Origin of the sequence: Coprococcus sp. AM11-30B, from assembly GCF_027674365.1 — a bacterium.
In the GTDB taxonomy this organism is placed as follows: domain Bacteria; phylum Bacillota; class Clostridia; order Lachnospirales; family Lachnospiraceae; genus Allocoprococcus; species Allocoprococcus comes.
On the sequence record NZ_JAQDVB010000001.1, the window covers coordinates 43,473 to 57,545 of the forward strand.

General features: G+C 40.4%; 14 protein-coding genes. 3 read left to right on the plus strand and 11 right to left on the minus strand.

Features of this window, described 5'->3' with window-relative positions; genetic code table 11:
- Window positions 1-45: 45 nt before the first annotated feature.
- The 6 genes from PGU50_RS00215 to PGU50_RS00240 all read right to left on the minus strand — a co-directional run bounded on the left by PGU50_RS00215 (window position 46) and on the right by PGU50_RS00240 (window position 4,601).
- Window positions 46-1,476, minus strand: coding sequence for a MobA/MobL family protein (locus PGU50_RS00215; protein ID WP_270245908.1), 1,431 nt, complete (start codon window positions 1,474-1,476; stop codon window positions 46-48).
- A 185-nt stretch (window positions 1,477-1,661) separates the two neighbouring features.
- On the minus strand, window positions 1,662-1,922 hold the full coding sequence (locus tag PGU50_RS00220; RefSeq protein WP_270245909.1) for a hypothetical protein: 261 nt from the start codon (window positions 1,920-1,922) through the stop codon (window positions 1,662-1,664).
- Between the two features lie 169 nt (window positions 1,923-2,091).
- Window positions 2,092-3,396 (minus strand): DNA primase family protein, encoded by a 1,305-nt coding sequence (locus PGU50_RS00225; protein WP_270245985.1) that lies wholly within the window; start codon window positions 3,394-3,396, stop codon window positions 2,092-2,094.
- Entirely contained in the window at window positions 3,386-4,039 is a 654-nt protein-coding gene (locus PGU50_RS00230; RefSeq protein ID WP_270245910.1) for a CHC2 zinc finger domain-containing protein, read from the minus strand. Before PGU50_RS00230 ends, PGU50_RS00225 begins: the two co-directional genes overlap by 11 nt.
- A 99-nt stretch (window positions 4,040-4,138) precedes the next feature.
- Complete coding sequence (locus tag PGU50_RS00235; protein ID WP_270245911.1) at window positions 4,139-4,399, minus strand: hypothetical protein; 261 nt, start codon at window positions 4,397-4,399, stop codon at window positions 4,139-4,141.
- Window positions 4,392-4,601 carry a helix-turn-helix transcriptional regulator gene (locus PGU50_RS00240; protein ID WP_270245912.1) on the minus strand — a complete coding sequence of 70 codons (210 nt, stop codon included), beginning with the start codon at window positions 4,599-4,601 and terminating at the stop codon, window positions 4,392-4,394. The genes PGU50_RS00235 and PGU50_RS00240 overlap by 8 nt, the downstream gene beginning before the upstream one ends.
- 144 nt (window positions 4,602-4,745) lie before the next feature.
- On the opposite strand from PGU50_RS00240, the gene PGU50_RS00245 reads away from it, so the two are divergent.
- Both PGU50_RS00245 and PGU50_RS00250 read left to right on the plus strand, forming a co-directional pair.
- On the plus strand, window positions 4,746-5,357 hold the full coding sequence (locus PGU50_RS00245; RefSeq protein WP_270245913.1) for a helix-turn-helix domain-containing protein: 612 nt from the start codon (window positions 4,746-4,748) through the stop codon (window positions 5,355-5,357).
- 23 nt (window positions 5,358-5,380) lie between these two features.
- Entirely contained in the window at window positions 5,381-6,478 is a 1,098-nt protein-coding gene (locus tag PGU50_RS00250) for a tyrosine-type recombinase/integrase (RefSeq protein ID WP_270245914.1), read from the plus strand.
- A 202-nt stretch (window positions 6,479-6,680) separates the two neighbouring features.
- Here the strand turns inward: PGU50_RS00250 and rpsI are convergent, their stop codons facing one another.
- The 5 genes from rpsI to PGU50_RS00275 all read right to left on the minus strand — a co-directional run bounded on the left by rpsI (window position 6,681) and on the right by PGU50_RS00275 (window position 12,474).
- The gene (gene rpsI, locus PGU50_RS00255; RefSeq protein WP_008373223.1) at window positions 6,681-7,073 is read right to left on the minus strand and encodes a 30S ribosomal protein S9; all 393 of its coding nucleotides are present in this window, start codon (window positions 7,071-7,073) and stop codon (window positions 6,681-6,683) included.
- A 27-nt stretch (window positions 7,074-7,100) separates the two neighbouring features.
- On the minus strand, window positions 7,101-7,529 hold the full coding sequence (gene rplM, locus PGU50_RS00260) for a 50S ribosomal protein L13 (protein WP_022220779.1): 429 nt from the start codon (window positions 7,527-7,529) through the stop codon (window positions 7,101-7,103).
- Window positions 7,530-7,714: 185 nt separating this feature from the next.
- A complete protein-coding gene (locus PGU50_RS00265) occupies window positions 7,715-10,258 on the minus strand; it encodes an HD domain-containing phosphohydrolase (protein ID WP_270245915.1) in 2,544 nt (847 codons plus the stop codon).
- 9 nt (window positions 10,259-10,267) lie between these two features.
- Window positions 10,268-11,884 (minus strand): GH3 family domain-containing protein, encoded by a 1,617-nt coding sequence (locus PGU50_RS00270; protein ID WP_118198708.1) that lies wholly within the window; start codon window positions 11,882-11,884, stop codon window positions 10,268-10,270.
- A 17-nt stretch (window positions 11,885-11,901) separates the two neighbouring features.
- Window positions 11,902-12,474: a hypothetical protein gene (locus PGU50_RS00275; RefSeq protein ID WP_270245916.1), complete on the minus strand. Its 573-nt coding sequence runs from the start codon at window positions 12,472-12,474 to the stop codon at window positions 11,902-11,904.
- Between the two features lie 253 nt (window positions 12,475-12,727).
- Between PGU50_RS00275 and PGU50_RS00280 the strand changes: the two genes are divergently transcribed.
- Window positions 12,728-14,032 carry an alpha-amylase family glycosyl hydrolase gene (locus PGU50_RS00280; protein WP_270245917.1) on the plus strand — a complete coding sequence of 435 codons (1,305 nt, stop codon included), beginning with the start codon at window positions 12,728-12,730 and terminating at the stop codon, window positions 14,030-14,032.
- Window positions 14,033-14,073: the final 41 nt, after the last annotated feature.

Here is a 14,073-nt window from a genome sequence, read left to right on the forward strand (position 1 = left end):
ATCCTATCGAATATTTGTTCTTTTTATCATCTTTTCACCGCTTTCTTATCGTTCTCTATCCATAGATTTTTTCTTGACTGACCGTTTCGGCTGCTGTCTGCCTTCCTGCTGATAGCGGTGCAGTTTTTCCAGTACGCTTGCTTTTTTCGGTTGTTCTAATGGATTTTCTTTCTTCTGCTCCGTCTGATTTTTCCATGCTCGCAGTTCTTCATTGTATTCCATGATTAGTGCTTCTGCCTTGTTATAAACCTTCTGAAAGTCTTGCACATTGGGATACCCTTCTCGCTTTACGATCTGCTCCATACTCTTGTGCAGACGCTTTTCCAAATCCTCTAACAGTTCAATTTTCCCTTCCAGAGATTTTCGTTCTTTGCTTTTAAAGAATCCTCGCAGTTCTGACAGTTGCTTTTTCAAAGAAGAAATATCCTGCTGTGTGCGTTTTATCTCCCTTGACTGTCCCTGCAAGTCATACATGACCTTCTGCATATCTTTCCACTCTTGCAAATCAATCTTTGGTACCGGTTTAGGCGGCAGTTTAAATTTGAAAATCACTTCCTGTAAAAAGTCTTTTGCCCCTCGGATAATCTGTCGAAACATATACGGCAGCCAACCGTGTGTCCTGATAGATTGCAGCGTTTCATCTGTGATTTTTTCCTGCTTGATTTTCAAAATATCTTCTTCAGGAACACCCTCGACTAATGCCACATCAACTTTCCGATTCCATTCCTGCCTTGCCGCATTGTCTGCCTTTATCTCCTCTGCTTTCGGATTGTTCTTTCCGATTTTCTTCGTTGCCAGATAAACACCGCCCTGTTTGAATACCGATAGTTTTTCTGATTCTTCTTTTACATAGCAGTTAATTGTATCTGTAAACAGTTCTTTCACTTCTTTGGTAAAGGCTTTGTTCTTAAACCATTCCTCTTTTTTTGTGAAGATATGACTTTCATATACTTCCCCTTTCTGGATAATACTGCATCCGGCTCTGATATTTCCCTGCTCGTCTAAAATCTCTTTTTTCGTGCGTCTATGCTTTCCCTGCTCATCATAAAACATATTTCGGGTGGCAATCTTCACTTCGGGCTGTTCCAACATTTTCCGTTCGCTGAATACCAAATGAATATGATAATTCGTCTTTGTCTTGTTGTGATGAAGGGCTGCGCTGCACTCTACACCATATCTTTTATGAAAAGTCTCTGTAAAAAGTCTTACCACATCACCTGCCCTGTACTGAACAAAACTTTCGGGAAGTGCTATGATGAACTCACGCCCTTCGATACATTTCCCTGCTGAGCCGCTTGCCTTAAAATCCAACTGATTTTCTCTTGCAAGATTTTTCCAAAATTCAGGCGTTGCCCCTTCTGTCTGATAGGTCGCATAGAGATACTCCTGTCTTTTCGGATTGGAGATATAATCAATCCTTCCTGCCACGTCGGACAGCTTACTTTGTCTGATAAATGAATGTCTGCCTATAAGCATTCTCCTTTCCGGCTCTCGCCTGCTTTGCTGTGAGTAGGTGCATAGGCACCTGTTTACGACCTTATCCGCCTGTCGGCGGAACAGCTCCCGGCAGGGCGAAATACACAGAGCATAAACGAAGTTTGTGCGATGGGTGTATTTCGCTCTCAATCGCCGAGGGCTTGTTTTTGTTTAACACAATCTGATTACTTCTCGGACTTACATTTAGATTTATGGGCGTATCCGCCCTTTTTATCTGCCCGTATCCGGGCTACTTTTTCTATGACTGACAGCAGATGATCTACGGTACTTTCTTCCCATCCGACAAGCCATATCAGAGTTTTTTCCTCTGCTTTTGTCAGTTCCACTCCTGCCAATACCTTGTTCATTTTTTGTATCTGTCTGCCCTCCATCTCATAAAAGAAATCATTCACATTTCTGCTTTCTCTTTCCGGCTGTTTCAACATCTGCCACACTCCCTTCTGCTAAAAAATAAAATAAATTTAAAAATAACACGTATAAGCGTATAAACGTATCTTCCATACTTTTCAGAAACCTGTAATCCCTTGATTTTCCTGAGAATATACGCATATACGCTTCTTTGAAAAATTCTTTTTTATCGGTTTTTCATCCGTATCAACGATAGCTGTCTATGCGTATCTGCGTATGGATTCCCTGAAATCCTCTGGCATTTTTCCCATTGTCTGAGGGAATGTTGGTAGAATAATGAATGTGATACTTTTTTTCATTTTCTTTTAAGTACCCCGAAAAACTTTTTGCACTCATAGGCTTTTCCGTATTATCTTCACACCAGCGGCAGTATGCCTGGTAAAGATTCTTGGAAGTCGCTGTTGTGTTTTCTTCCAGCCGGATATACCCGGATGACTGCATAAAAGCGATAATGTTATTCCCAGATTCCATAGCTTCGTGCAGATTCTTCTTTGCACGTTCGCTGATGGTAAAGCGGTATTTATTTTTCAGTAATCGTTTCAATCCCTCCAGACACCAGAGAAAAATATCGTCTGCTTCTCTTTGCAATTTCTCGATTAGATAGGGATCATCTACTCTGTCCGACGGCACATCTTTCACTGTAAGGATAATCTGTCTGCGGTAAAATCCATAGGAACGGTCATGCAAGGCACTGAGACTTCCGTTTCCGAAGCAGAGGAACCTGACATATAAATTCCCCTGTACGCTCTGCTTTGACTTCCGTTCCAAATCCATCTTATCCTCCAGCGTGACAATAGTTTTAATATAGTTGGTGTCTTTCAATGCTTCCAGTTTCATATCATCATCCACCATCAAAAGCCTGTATTCCAAATCTGCCCTTGCAAAACGGTTATGCTCTACCTTTTGAATATTGCTTACATTCATATTCGTTCCGAGAATTTTTCTCATCACCAGACCAATACGGGATTTTCCCTCCCCGCCTTTTCCTAAGATAATCAATAACTTCTGTGCCTTGTTGGATGGGATTAAGCAATATCCCATATATTCCTGCAAGGTTGGAATATCATCTTCCTCCAACAGTTCCGAAAGAAATTTTAACCACCGTTCTGCCTTTGCTTCTTTCATTTCATAATTTACAGGCAAGCGGTTCAGGCAAAACTCCTTATTTTCTGTAAAATCTCCATTCAAAAAATAAGTTCCATTATTCACATGGATGCGATCCATCTGCACTGGAAGTTCCTCCGAATAGGCTTCCAGTTTTAGAACCTCCGAAAGCTGTTTTACTTTCTTGGAAATCCCTTTCGTAAGAACCGGCTTTACCATTCTGTAAATTTCTTTTTCCACTTCGCCGTCTGACAACATTCCGTCATAGCTGAAAAAGATACCGTTGATACACTTCAATGGCATTCTTTGCAGGAAATTTTCACAAAATGATACTTCATCAATCTGCCCATCCTCAAACCATTCCTGAGAGTACGGCTTAGAGTTCAGTTCCCTCTGATCCAATGCTTCTTCCAGTCTGTTCCTTGTTGTTTCGTCTATATTCTTCCATTCGTTCTTCAATTCTTTTCACATCCTTTCCACTATCCAATAAAAATTCAATTCTGTCCTGTAACTCTCCAAACACCAGTAAATCCAGATCGTAATTTATCTTTTCTGTCTGCTGACAGGCTTCTATAAATTCTGCTTTCCATTCTTCCTCTGGTGTTTTTGGTGCATATCTTATTTTCCATTCTTCCAGCAAATGAAGATAATCCGATAAAATGCGGATACTTTCCCGTTCCCATTCTTCAAATTTCTTTTCGGTCTGGTACAATGTTCTTTTCGGTTTTTCTTTTTTCTTACTGGCATTCCTTTTCTTTGCGTCATCTGTAAAAACAGGTATCTGAAAATCTTCTGCCAGTTTCTTTGCTGCTTCCAATGGTGCAAGATGAAAGAAATCTGCCACAAACGTGATTACATCCCCTTTCGCACCACAGGCAAAGCAGCAAAAGCCTTTGTCTACTTTCATACTGGGATGCCTGTCATCGTGAAAGGGGCAACAGACCATCCCATTTTTATTTACTTTTAATCCGTACTGTTCGGCAGCCTGCCTTGCAGTTACGTTTTCTTTTACTACTTGAAAAATATTCAATTCGACTCCTTTAAAATTTTCGTTGTATTCTCTCAGAGCCTTTGATATACTGAACTTGCGAGATAGAGTTATCAAAAGCTCTGAGAAGTTGTCCTTGTGTTACGCAAGGGCTTTTTCTTTTCCCTGCTTTTTTGCCTCTCCATTGAAATATCCAGTTTCCTCCCATACTTTACGATCAGAACAGTAATAACTGAATTCATCGGAATCGCCCATCTTCATTGCCACTCCAAATTTCAAAATTCCCTGCTGTATTCCGATACGAACGTAATGAGCATCTTTTCCGATTGCTTTTGCAATTTCCGTAATCGGCACATTTCTTCCCGTAAATGGCGGCAATTCTACATATAATCTTTTATCCATTTTCCATATCCTCCTTTACAATCTGACTAAGTTCTTGATCTAAAGCTGTAGCAATTTTATATGCTACCTGCGGTGTACAGCCCTTTCCTGATATAATGCAGGAAATCGTCTGCCTTGACACTCCACTTAACTCAGCCAATTTCTTAATTGTTAATCCTCTTTCTCCCATCAAAATCTGCATTTTAAATACGTTTATCTTCATTTTATTTCTCCTTTCTTTTTTAATATGCACTTTTAATGCGCATTTTTATTATATGCACTTATTCTGCACATGTCAATACTATTTTATATAAATATGTACTTGTAATTCGTATTTTTCTATGATATGATAAGCGTGAGGTGAATAATGATGAGTAATGAGAAGTTACATAACAATCAAATCGGACTTAGAATCCGTACTGCTCGAAAAGAAAAAGGTATCAACCAAACAGAGCTTGCAAATTTGTTGGGGAAATCGCTTCGCACAATCCAAAAATATGAAAGCGGAGAAATCGAAGTTTCCATTGCTATGCTCAATGAAATAGCAAAAGTTTTAGACTGCGAATCCACATATCTTATAGGGTATGATGCTGAGAGAAAACCTTTAGAAAATCTTTCTGATATTATGAATTTCTTATTTCAGTTAGATAAGATAAAGGAACTTGGCTTCAATATCGAAGTCAAACGCCCGCCACATTATGATGGATGGGAATGTGCTATTACTTTTAATGGCAAAGATGTTTCTACGGAGTTAAATCAGGATCTCTGTCTATTCTTGGAAGAATTTAAGGATAAAAGAAATGAAGTCAAGGACTATCAGACAAGTCTTGAATCTTATCAGAAGTGGCAGGATAAAACACTTGCTTATTACGCAAATGCAAAACTGACCGAAAAAGAAACAGAAGAAATCTCAAACGAAGAACGAATCCAAAGATTTCAAAAAATTATGAACGAGCGGTACGGTAAGAAAGAGTCCTAATTTTTAAGGAGGATTTTTAGAATATGAAATTACCGAACGGCTACGGAAGTGTAGTAAAACTATCTGGAAAAAGAAGAAAACCTTGGATGGTTCGTAAAACCACAGGCTATCGCATTGATCCAGTCAAAGAAAAGAAAGTAAATGAATATATCATTATTGGATATGCCGCCACAAAAACTGAGGGGTTACAAATGCTGGCTGATTATAACCGGAATCCTTATGATACGAAAGCAGCCAAAATGACTTTTGAGGATGTGTATGAGGAATGGTCTAAGAAAAAATTTCCTACGGTATCCGAAAGCAATATCAAAGGATACAAGGCATCTTACAAAACATGTGGCATTCTTTACAATCGAGTTTTTAAGGATTTAAAACTGGCAGACTTACAACAGGTTATTGACATCTGCGGAAAGAATTTTCCCACATTGAAGAAAATCAAAATCCTGTTTAACCAGTTATATGAATTTGCATTAAAGAATGACATCTGCAACAAAGATTATTCTACTTTTGTTGAAATCGCCCAGTACAAAGACCGCAATCCAAACAAGCATACACGTACAAAATTCACGAAAGAAGAAGTTGCAAAAGTCTGGACAATGAAAGAGGACAAATACTATCAGATCATCCTCATGCTGCTCTATAATGGCACACGTATCTCCGAATTTCTTGATTTGAAGAAAGAAAATGTGCATTTGGAAGAACAGTATTTTGATGTAATTGACAGTAAAACAGAAAACGGAATCCGAAAAGTTCCGATTGCTGATAAGCTCCTGCCTTACTATAAAGACTGGTATAATTCTTGTCCTGATTGCGAATATCTTCTTCATACAGAGGATGGCAAAAGATTTCTTTATCGCAATTACTATGACAGCTATTGGACTCCTCTTGTGGAACAGATTGGAATTGACCGTACACCACATTGTACTCGACATACCTGTATTTCCATGTTATCGGAAGCTGGTGTTCAGGATACAACAATCAAGAAAATTGTGGGGCACTCCGGTGCTATGACTTTGACAGAAAAAGTTTATACTCACTTAGATATGCAGGTTCTTGTAGACGCAATCAACAAAACCTTAGAAAATGAGGACAGCGTAACTGCCGATACAAAATCTGCATAGCAAAAAGGACACTCTCCAGTGCCTATCACCGAAAAGTGTCCTATATTTTTTAGATATTTTTGTTGCAAACGTGTTGCAAATGCGTTGCGAACTGAGTAAATTCCACCGCTTTTCACCACATCTGACAACTCCACAAACCCTTGTAAAACAAGGCTTTGAACGTAAATCCGAGTTCCGAAGATTATCTCTTTGTGAACCGAAATTAACGTTTAGAGAACTGCGGAGCGCGACGAGCTGCTTTGAGACCGTATTTCTTACGTTCTTTCATACGTGGGTCACGTGTAAGGTATCCGGCTTTCTTAAGTACCGGTCTATAATCAGAATCTGCTTCAAGAAGTGCTCTTGCGATTCCGTGACGGATTGCTCCTGCCTGTCCTGTGTATCCACCACCACGTACGTTAACGAGAACGTCAAATTTATCAACTGTTTCAGTTGCAACTAATGGCTGACGAACTACAACTTTAAGAGTTTCAAGTCCTAAATATTCGTCGATATCTCTTTTATTGATTGTGATCTTACCTGTACCTGGTACAAGGTATACTCTTGCGATAGATTTTTTTCTTCTTCCTGTTCCGTAGAATTTAGCTGTTGCCACTTTTATTTCCTCCTTTCAAACCTCTGACTAAAATGTTAAAACTTCTGGTTTCTGTGCCTGATGAGCATGTTCTGCTCCAGCATATACGTGAAGCTTCTTGATCATTGTTCTTCCCAAAGGTCCTTTTGGAAGCATACCTTTAACAGCAAGTTCGATAACCTGTTCCGGTTTCTTTGCCATCATTTCTCTTAATGTAGTTTCTTTCATTCCTCCTACATAATCTGAGTGATGATAGTATACTTTCTGATCTAATTTCTTTCCTGTAACTTTGATCTTTTCAGCGTTGATAACAATTACGTTGTCACCTGTATCAATGTGCGGTGTAAATTCCGGTTTATTTTTTCCTCTTAAAACTTTAGCGACTTCTGCTGCAAGACGTCCAAGTGTCTGTCCTTCAGCGTCAACTACATACCATTTTCTTTCAATCTTATCTGGATTAGCCATGTAAGTTTTCATTGGTTGACCTCCTATGAATTTCAGTTTACTAATTATTTTCATTGTAGATTCTATAGAAAACAAGTTCACTCCGGGGCTTTGGTGCAAACTGTTTCTTCTCACGTCATACTTGCATATTATATTATACCAACAGGCTTTTGTCAACTGTTTCTTGCTGATTTTCATCACTTTTTTGTGGGAATTTTCTACAGTATTTCTTTCAGATTGTCCACAGTTTCTTCTGCCTTCACCAGTGTAATACTGCCATTATCCAGGCATTCAACAAACTTATATACCAGGTCAGGATCAAACTGTCTGCCTGCATCCTGAAGAAGCTTCTCCCGTGCCACTTCAATAGGAAATGCTTTTTTATAACATCGTTTGGATGTCATGGCATCAAAAGAATCTGCCACGCACAAAATCCGCGCAGTCAGTGGAATATCTTCTCCTGCGATCCGGCGTGGATATCCTTTTCCATCATACCGCTCATGATGACCGATGACTGCCGGAATTACATAATCCAGCGATGGAAGGTGACGGATAATATCGATTGATGCCTCTACATGCCCTTTGATGATCTCATATTCTTCATCTGTCAGTTTTCCCTCTTTATTGAGTATATACTCCGGAATACCGATTTTACCGACATCATGCAGAAGTGCTGCCTGCCGGATAATCTCTATCATATCTTCGTTCATTCCAAGGGTCGTCGCCAGTGACGTTGCATAATAAGCTACGTTGTTGGAATGGCTGAACGTATAGTGATCCTTCGCATCAATTGCCGCCGTCAGCGCATAAATCGTAGACTCATACTCCTGATAAATATGGGTGTGATTCCTTGTATTGTTCCCCTCACTGTTGTTCCGAAACATCATATCAAAGACCTGGATCCCATTTTTTCCATTATGTTTCACATGATAAACTGCCAGATCTACATTTTCCATCAGCTCTTTCACGTTCCTTGCCGCATAAGGAGCCGCACTGATACCGGCACTCACAGTTACCGCTTTCAGCTTCATATCCGTTCTGCGGTTATTCATAACATAAATCTGTTTTGCAATAGATTCCACCATATTTCTGGCGGAAAAAAGATCATATCCCGGTAAAAGAACCGCAAATTCCTTTCCTCCATAGCGGGCCGTGTATCCACTTTCTCCGACACTGCTTCTGATAATATCTGCAATCCGCTGCAGACACAGATCTCCTTCTTTCACCCCATACAACTGATTATACAATTTAAAATCATCTACATTGATGATCGCAAGTGCCAGCGATGCCTCCCTGTTTTTCTCAAGCTCTTCATTCAGCACTTCATAGAAATATTTCCGGTTCAGTAATCCGGTCATCTCATCTGTTCTGGCTTCCTGGCGGGCTCTCTCGTACAATCTTGAATTCTTAATCGCAATCGATGCAACCGACGTAACAGATGAGATCAGCTGCACCTCATCATATACCAGCCGTTTTTTTGCCGAAGCATCTGTGATCAGGATCACACCAACCAGACATTCTCCATCTTTCAGCCCTGCACAGTAACGGATATGCGTCTTATCCAGCCGGTGTTTTTCACTCTCCCACATCGACCTATACTCCACGGTATAACGGAAATCCCGGTAAATGATCGGCTCTTCATGTTCTTTCAGCCACTGGATCATCGGGTTTTCTTCTTCCATCGTAAATGTCAGATCATTCAGTGGCTGATCACTTGCCACTCCCCGATATGGCTGTCCCGGTGCATCCTGCATACAAATATAGATATTTCCAACATCCATCAGTTCTTTCATGACACTGATCGTTTTGTCCAGAATTTCATTTAAATCCAGCGTCTTCGAAATCGCAGAGCTGAACTCCCTGATTTTTTCTGTCTGATAATTTTCTTCCCGGACAAACACACTGCGTACCAGAAGCTTCCACAAAAAAGTAAACAGCGCATAAATCACCAGAAACACAATTGCAAAAGCAAGGGCATAAAGCGTTGTATTCTTATTCATCTGTATATGGAAGATTTTCTGCAGATATGGAATTACATTCAAAAATACAATAACAGAAAACAAAAATCCCACACCGTAACACAGACTGGGCGATGCCAGCATCTGCAGCCGGAACAGACGTCTGCGGATCAGTGCATAAAACAGGAAAAATACATTTACAACACCACTTAAAATATCAATCGGAAATCCACTGAAAAATGGTATTCCAAGCAACATATTCCCTGCAAACAACACCAGAACCCCTGCCATGACCGGTTCATACTGTACTTTCATATTGGGATTTGCTTTGCAGATCCGCACAAGGATAAGGAAAAGATAAATCAAAAAAATCCCAGCCGGGAAAAAGAGTACTAATATAGTAGGTTTAATCTCATACACAAAAGTAGGAAGCCCATTCTTTTCCACCACATTCGGGCATCCCAGGAATACCCCATGCCGGATATTTACCACAAAACAGATCAGCATAACAGCCAGATATATTTTCCCTGGCAGACCTTTTTTCACCCCGCCAAATGCCAGAATAAAACAATAATATGCATACGGCAGTAGTAAAATTCCAAGCAGGGAAACCTGATACCAGAATTCATAACTTGGCCACAGATGAACACGCATAAATGCCGATCCTCCAGCCCAGAAAAGCAGTCCAACCAACACTACCAGAAAGCTATTTACAATTTTATTTCGCTTCGCTGTCAGAAACATCAGCAGCATAAATCCATAGCACACCATTGCTATGATTGAAATATATCCATAGGTTCCCATAATTCCCTCTTATCTCACTTTGTTCAAACATTCCTGCACTTCCAGCAACGCCTTCAAATCATAATAGGAAGGATTCATCTGATGCAGTTTTTTTCCAGTCTGTTTTTCATAAGTTTCAAATGTTCCGCACGTAAAAATTGTAACCTGCAAAGGATCCATTCCCAATATTTTCTTCAAGTCACGGTAATCCTGATCAATATATTTGAAATATGTACTCAGTAACTCTTTTAAAATATCGGCGCTCATGGCACTGTTCAGCAAGGATTCCCGTTCCAGTTCTACATACATATGCAGATATGGGCGCTTCTGTTCATTATATTCCTTTGCCGCAACCCAGTTTGTGATCGGAAGCTTTGACAGACGAATCACATTTCGGATCCCATTTTCTGAAATCCTTGTAAATCCTGCAATATCAATGATCCATGGTACCCGGTCCACATATTCAAAACGGGGGATCTGCGTTTCATCTTCCCTGTTTTGCAGTCCGACGCACCGGTACATATCACCACAGCGATATCTCGCGAATGCACCGCCTTTCAAAATCGTAAATACGAGCTCATATTTTTCTCCCGGCCGGACTTCATCCATCAGATATGTCGGTGGAATATAAGACGGATCCTCATGATTTTTCAACATATCCTTCTCTGTGATAAATTCATAAAATGCCGTATCCGGGAAGAAATACATTCCTTTTCTCGTCCAGGTCTCTGTCCCCATTATAGATGGTTCCGTACCGGCAAACAATTCCATCGGCCGGATTCCCCAGAGTTCTTCCAGATCATCTTTATAGCACTGATTATCCGTCCCTGCTACCATGAACCCTTTTAAATGGAATAAATCCTTTGGAAGTAATTTCCGATTCTCCTTTTTGCAGCGGTACTTTGCCTGTATCAGGCGGAAAATCATATGTGGTCTGCATTTCAGAATACTTGATAGTTGGATACCACCGCCACCGGTCAGCGAAGAAAGGCTCAGGCTTACTGCATAAGCCACACTTCCAAGGCCAAAGAAAAATCCCAGATCTTTTTTCATCGCCATTTTAAATCCCAGCTTGTTTCGTTCGCTGAAACTCATATTCACAGCATCTTTTACTGCCGGAAGGAACTCGATATCGATTTCTTCCCCGAGTGCCAGTGGAAAAAGTCCGGTAGCATACGGAAGCGGTGCCAACGCATACAGAAATTTGTCCGTAGATGCAACATCAAAAGATCCCTTTTTCCTGCTGGTCGATAAAATCAGACATGCTGTCACATTATTCCGGTAGGTATCCAGCATACTTCTTGTATACGGCGCAACCTTAATCGGATGTTTCCCGCCTTCCCAGGTTGTCTGAATCCAGATCACCGGATTCCCAGGAAGCATATCAGGCTGCTTGGTCAAAAGAATATCTGCATAATCTTCATACTCCGTCAGTGGTACCATTTTACGGAATTCATCCAGATTTCGGGGATGTTTTCCTTTCAAAATCGACTGTCCAAGTCCACAGTTACTCCACAGCTGGATCTGTTCTTCCATCAGCCGCCGCTGGATTTTCATGTAGCCGTCCATCGACAGATCCAGAAATCCACAGTATTGCTGCCATATTTCATTATACTGTTGTTTTTTTAATTTTTCTTTTAAATTCATAGACTGTCCGCTCCAGATCAATCATTTTTTCTGATAGTACGCAGGCACACCAGTATGCTTTTTCTGTTCGGTATCAGAAACGGCGTACTTTGCTGATATTCTTTATAGTTAAAAAATGTCCGTGGGAATGTCCACAGATCCTGAAAAATAATATACAGATAATTCCAGAAAATCATAAGTAAAAAATAAATCCCATGCTTCCATTCACCGACCATTCCCCACATGCACAGATATGCTCCCGCAAACCATAAAACACCAGGATGGCGGCACAATCCATACATACCTTCCGTATAAGCCGCACGCAGTTTATTTTCTTCACAATAGGTTTCTTCAAAGGGAAGCGCAAAAAACAACGTATAAATGAGCAGACAAAGGAAAAGGAGTCCTCCTAATCCAAATCCGGTCATTGTTCCGATCTTCCGATGGCAGCTCCCCCATGCTGCATAAAGCTCTGCAATCAGCGATACTACAACGAGAATACTCCCAACTGCAAAAAATTTTTGTAATACGGCATTCTTCATACGAACACTGTTAATATCATAAATAAAATACAGAATAAATCCTGTACTTCCTAGTATAAACTGCCACATTTTTCTCTCCATGATTTGTGCATTATTATGCACAAATACCTTTTCACGCACTATAAATTATAATAAAAGCAACTATAAATTGCAACAAAAAAAATAGCTTCCCTTTCTCCTTTTTTCAAAAACATTACCATATCATTACATTTTTACAAATTCCACTTTTGCTTTAAATAGTATACCATCATTTGACTCTATCTGATACAATAGATATATGGGATTTTTATCCAAATTTTGACTAAAAGGCAGGTACTAGAATATGTGGGCTTATGAAGGAATTTTTTATCAGATCTATCCAATTGGATTCTGTGGCGCTCCGACCGCAAATGACGGCAAAACCGTATCCCGGATTTTAAAATTAAAGGACTGGAGCAGTTATCTGGAATCCTTAGGTATCTCTTCTATATTATTAAATCCAATTTTCGAATCAGACAATCATGGTTATGACACCAGGGATTATAAAAAAATCGACTGCCGTCTCGGAACCAATGAAGATTTCGAAGAAGTATGCAAAGATCTCCATGCACACAATGTAAAAATCGTTCTTGACGGTGTGTTTAATCACGTAGGACGTGGCTTCTGGGCATTTAAAGATGTACTGGAAAAGAAATGGGATTCTCCATACAAGGACTGGTTCTGCATCAATTTTGACAGTAATTCCTGCTACAATGACGGTTTCTGGTATGAAGGATGGGAAGGACATTTTGAACTGGTCAAACTGAATCTTGCCAATCCTGCTGTTGTAGATTATCTTCTGGAATGTGTAAAGGGTTGGATCGATGAATTTGACATCGACGGTCTCCGGCTTGATGTTGCATACTGCCTGGACCGCAATTTCATGAAACGTCTGCGCAGTTTCTGTCAGGAATTAAAACCTGACTTTGCACTGATCGGAGAGGTTCTCTTCGGGGATTACAATCAGATCGTCAATGACGAAATGTTGCACAGCTGTACCAACTATGAATGCTATAAAGGCATTTATTCCAGCTTCAACAGCATGAACATGTTTGAGATCGCGCACTCTCTGAACCGTCAGTACGGACCGGAACAGTGGTGCATTTACCGTGGAAAACATCTGATGTCTTTTGTTGACAACCACGATGTGACCCGAATTGCAAGTATCCTGACCAACAAGAACCACCTGCCGCTGACTTACGGTCTTCTTCTTGGTATGCCGGGTGTTCCTTGCATTTATTATGGAAGTGAATGGGGTGTGGAAGGAGTAAAAGCTCCGGACAATGACTATGCTCTCCGCCCATGCTTCGATGCGCCAAAACCGAATGCACTGACTGAACAGATCAAAAAAATGATCCATGTCAGAACCGGAAGCAATGCTCTTTGCCATGGAAGTTATCGCAATGTTGTCCTTACTAATCATCAGCTCATCTTTGAGCGCAAAACAGATGATGAACGGATGCTGGTTGCAATTAATGCATCGGATGCACCATTTACCGCACACAACGGCGAACTCGGGGGAACTATGACTGATCTGCTCACCGGAAATGAAATCCAGATGAACGGCCAGCTCGAAATGCCACCATACAGTGTGCAGTATCTGAAATAAAACTTTTTCTTCCTAAAAAACTGGGAGAGATGACTTTTCCA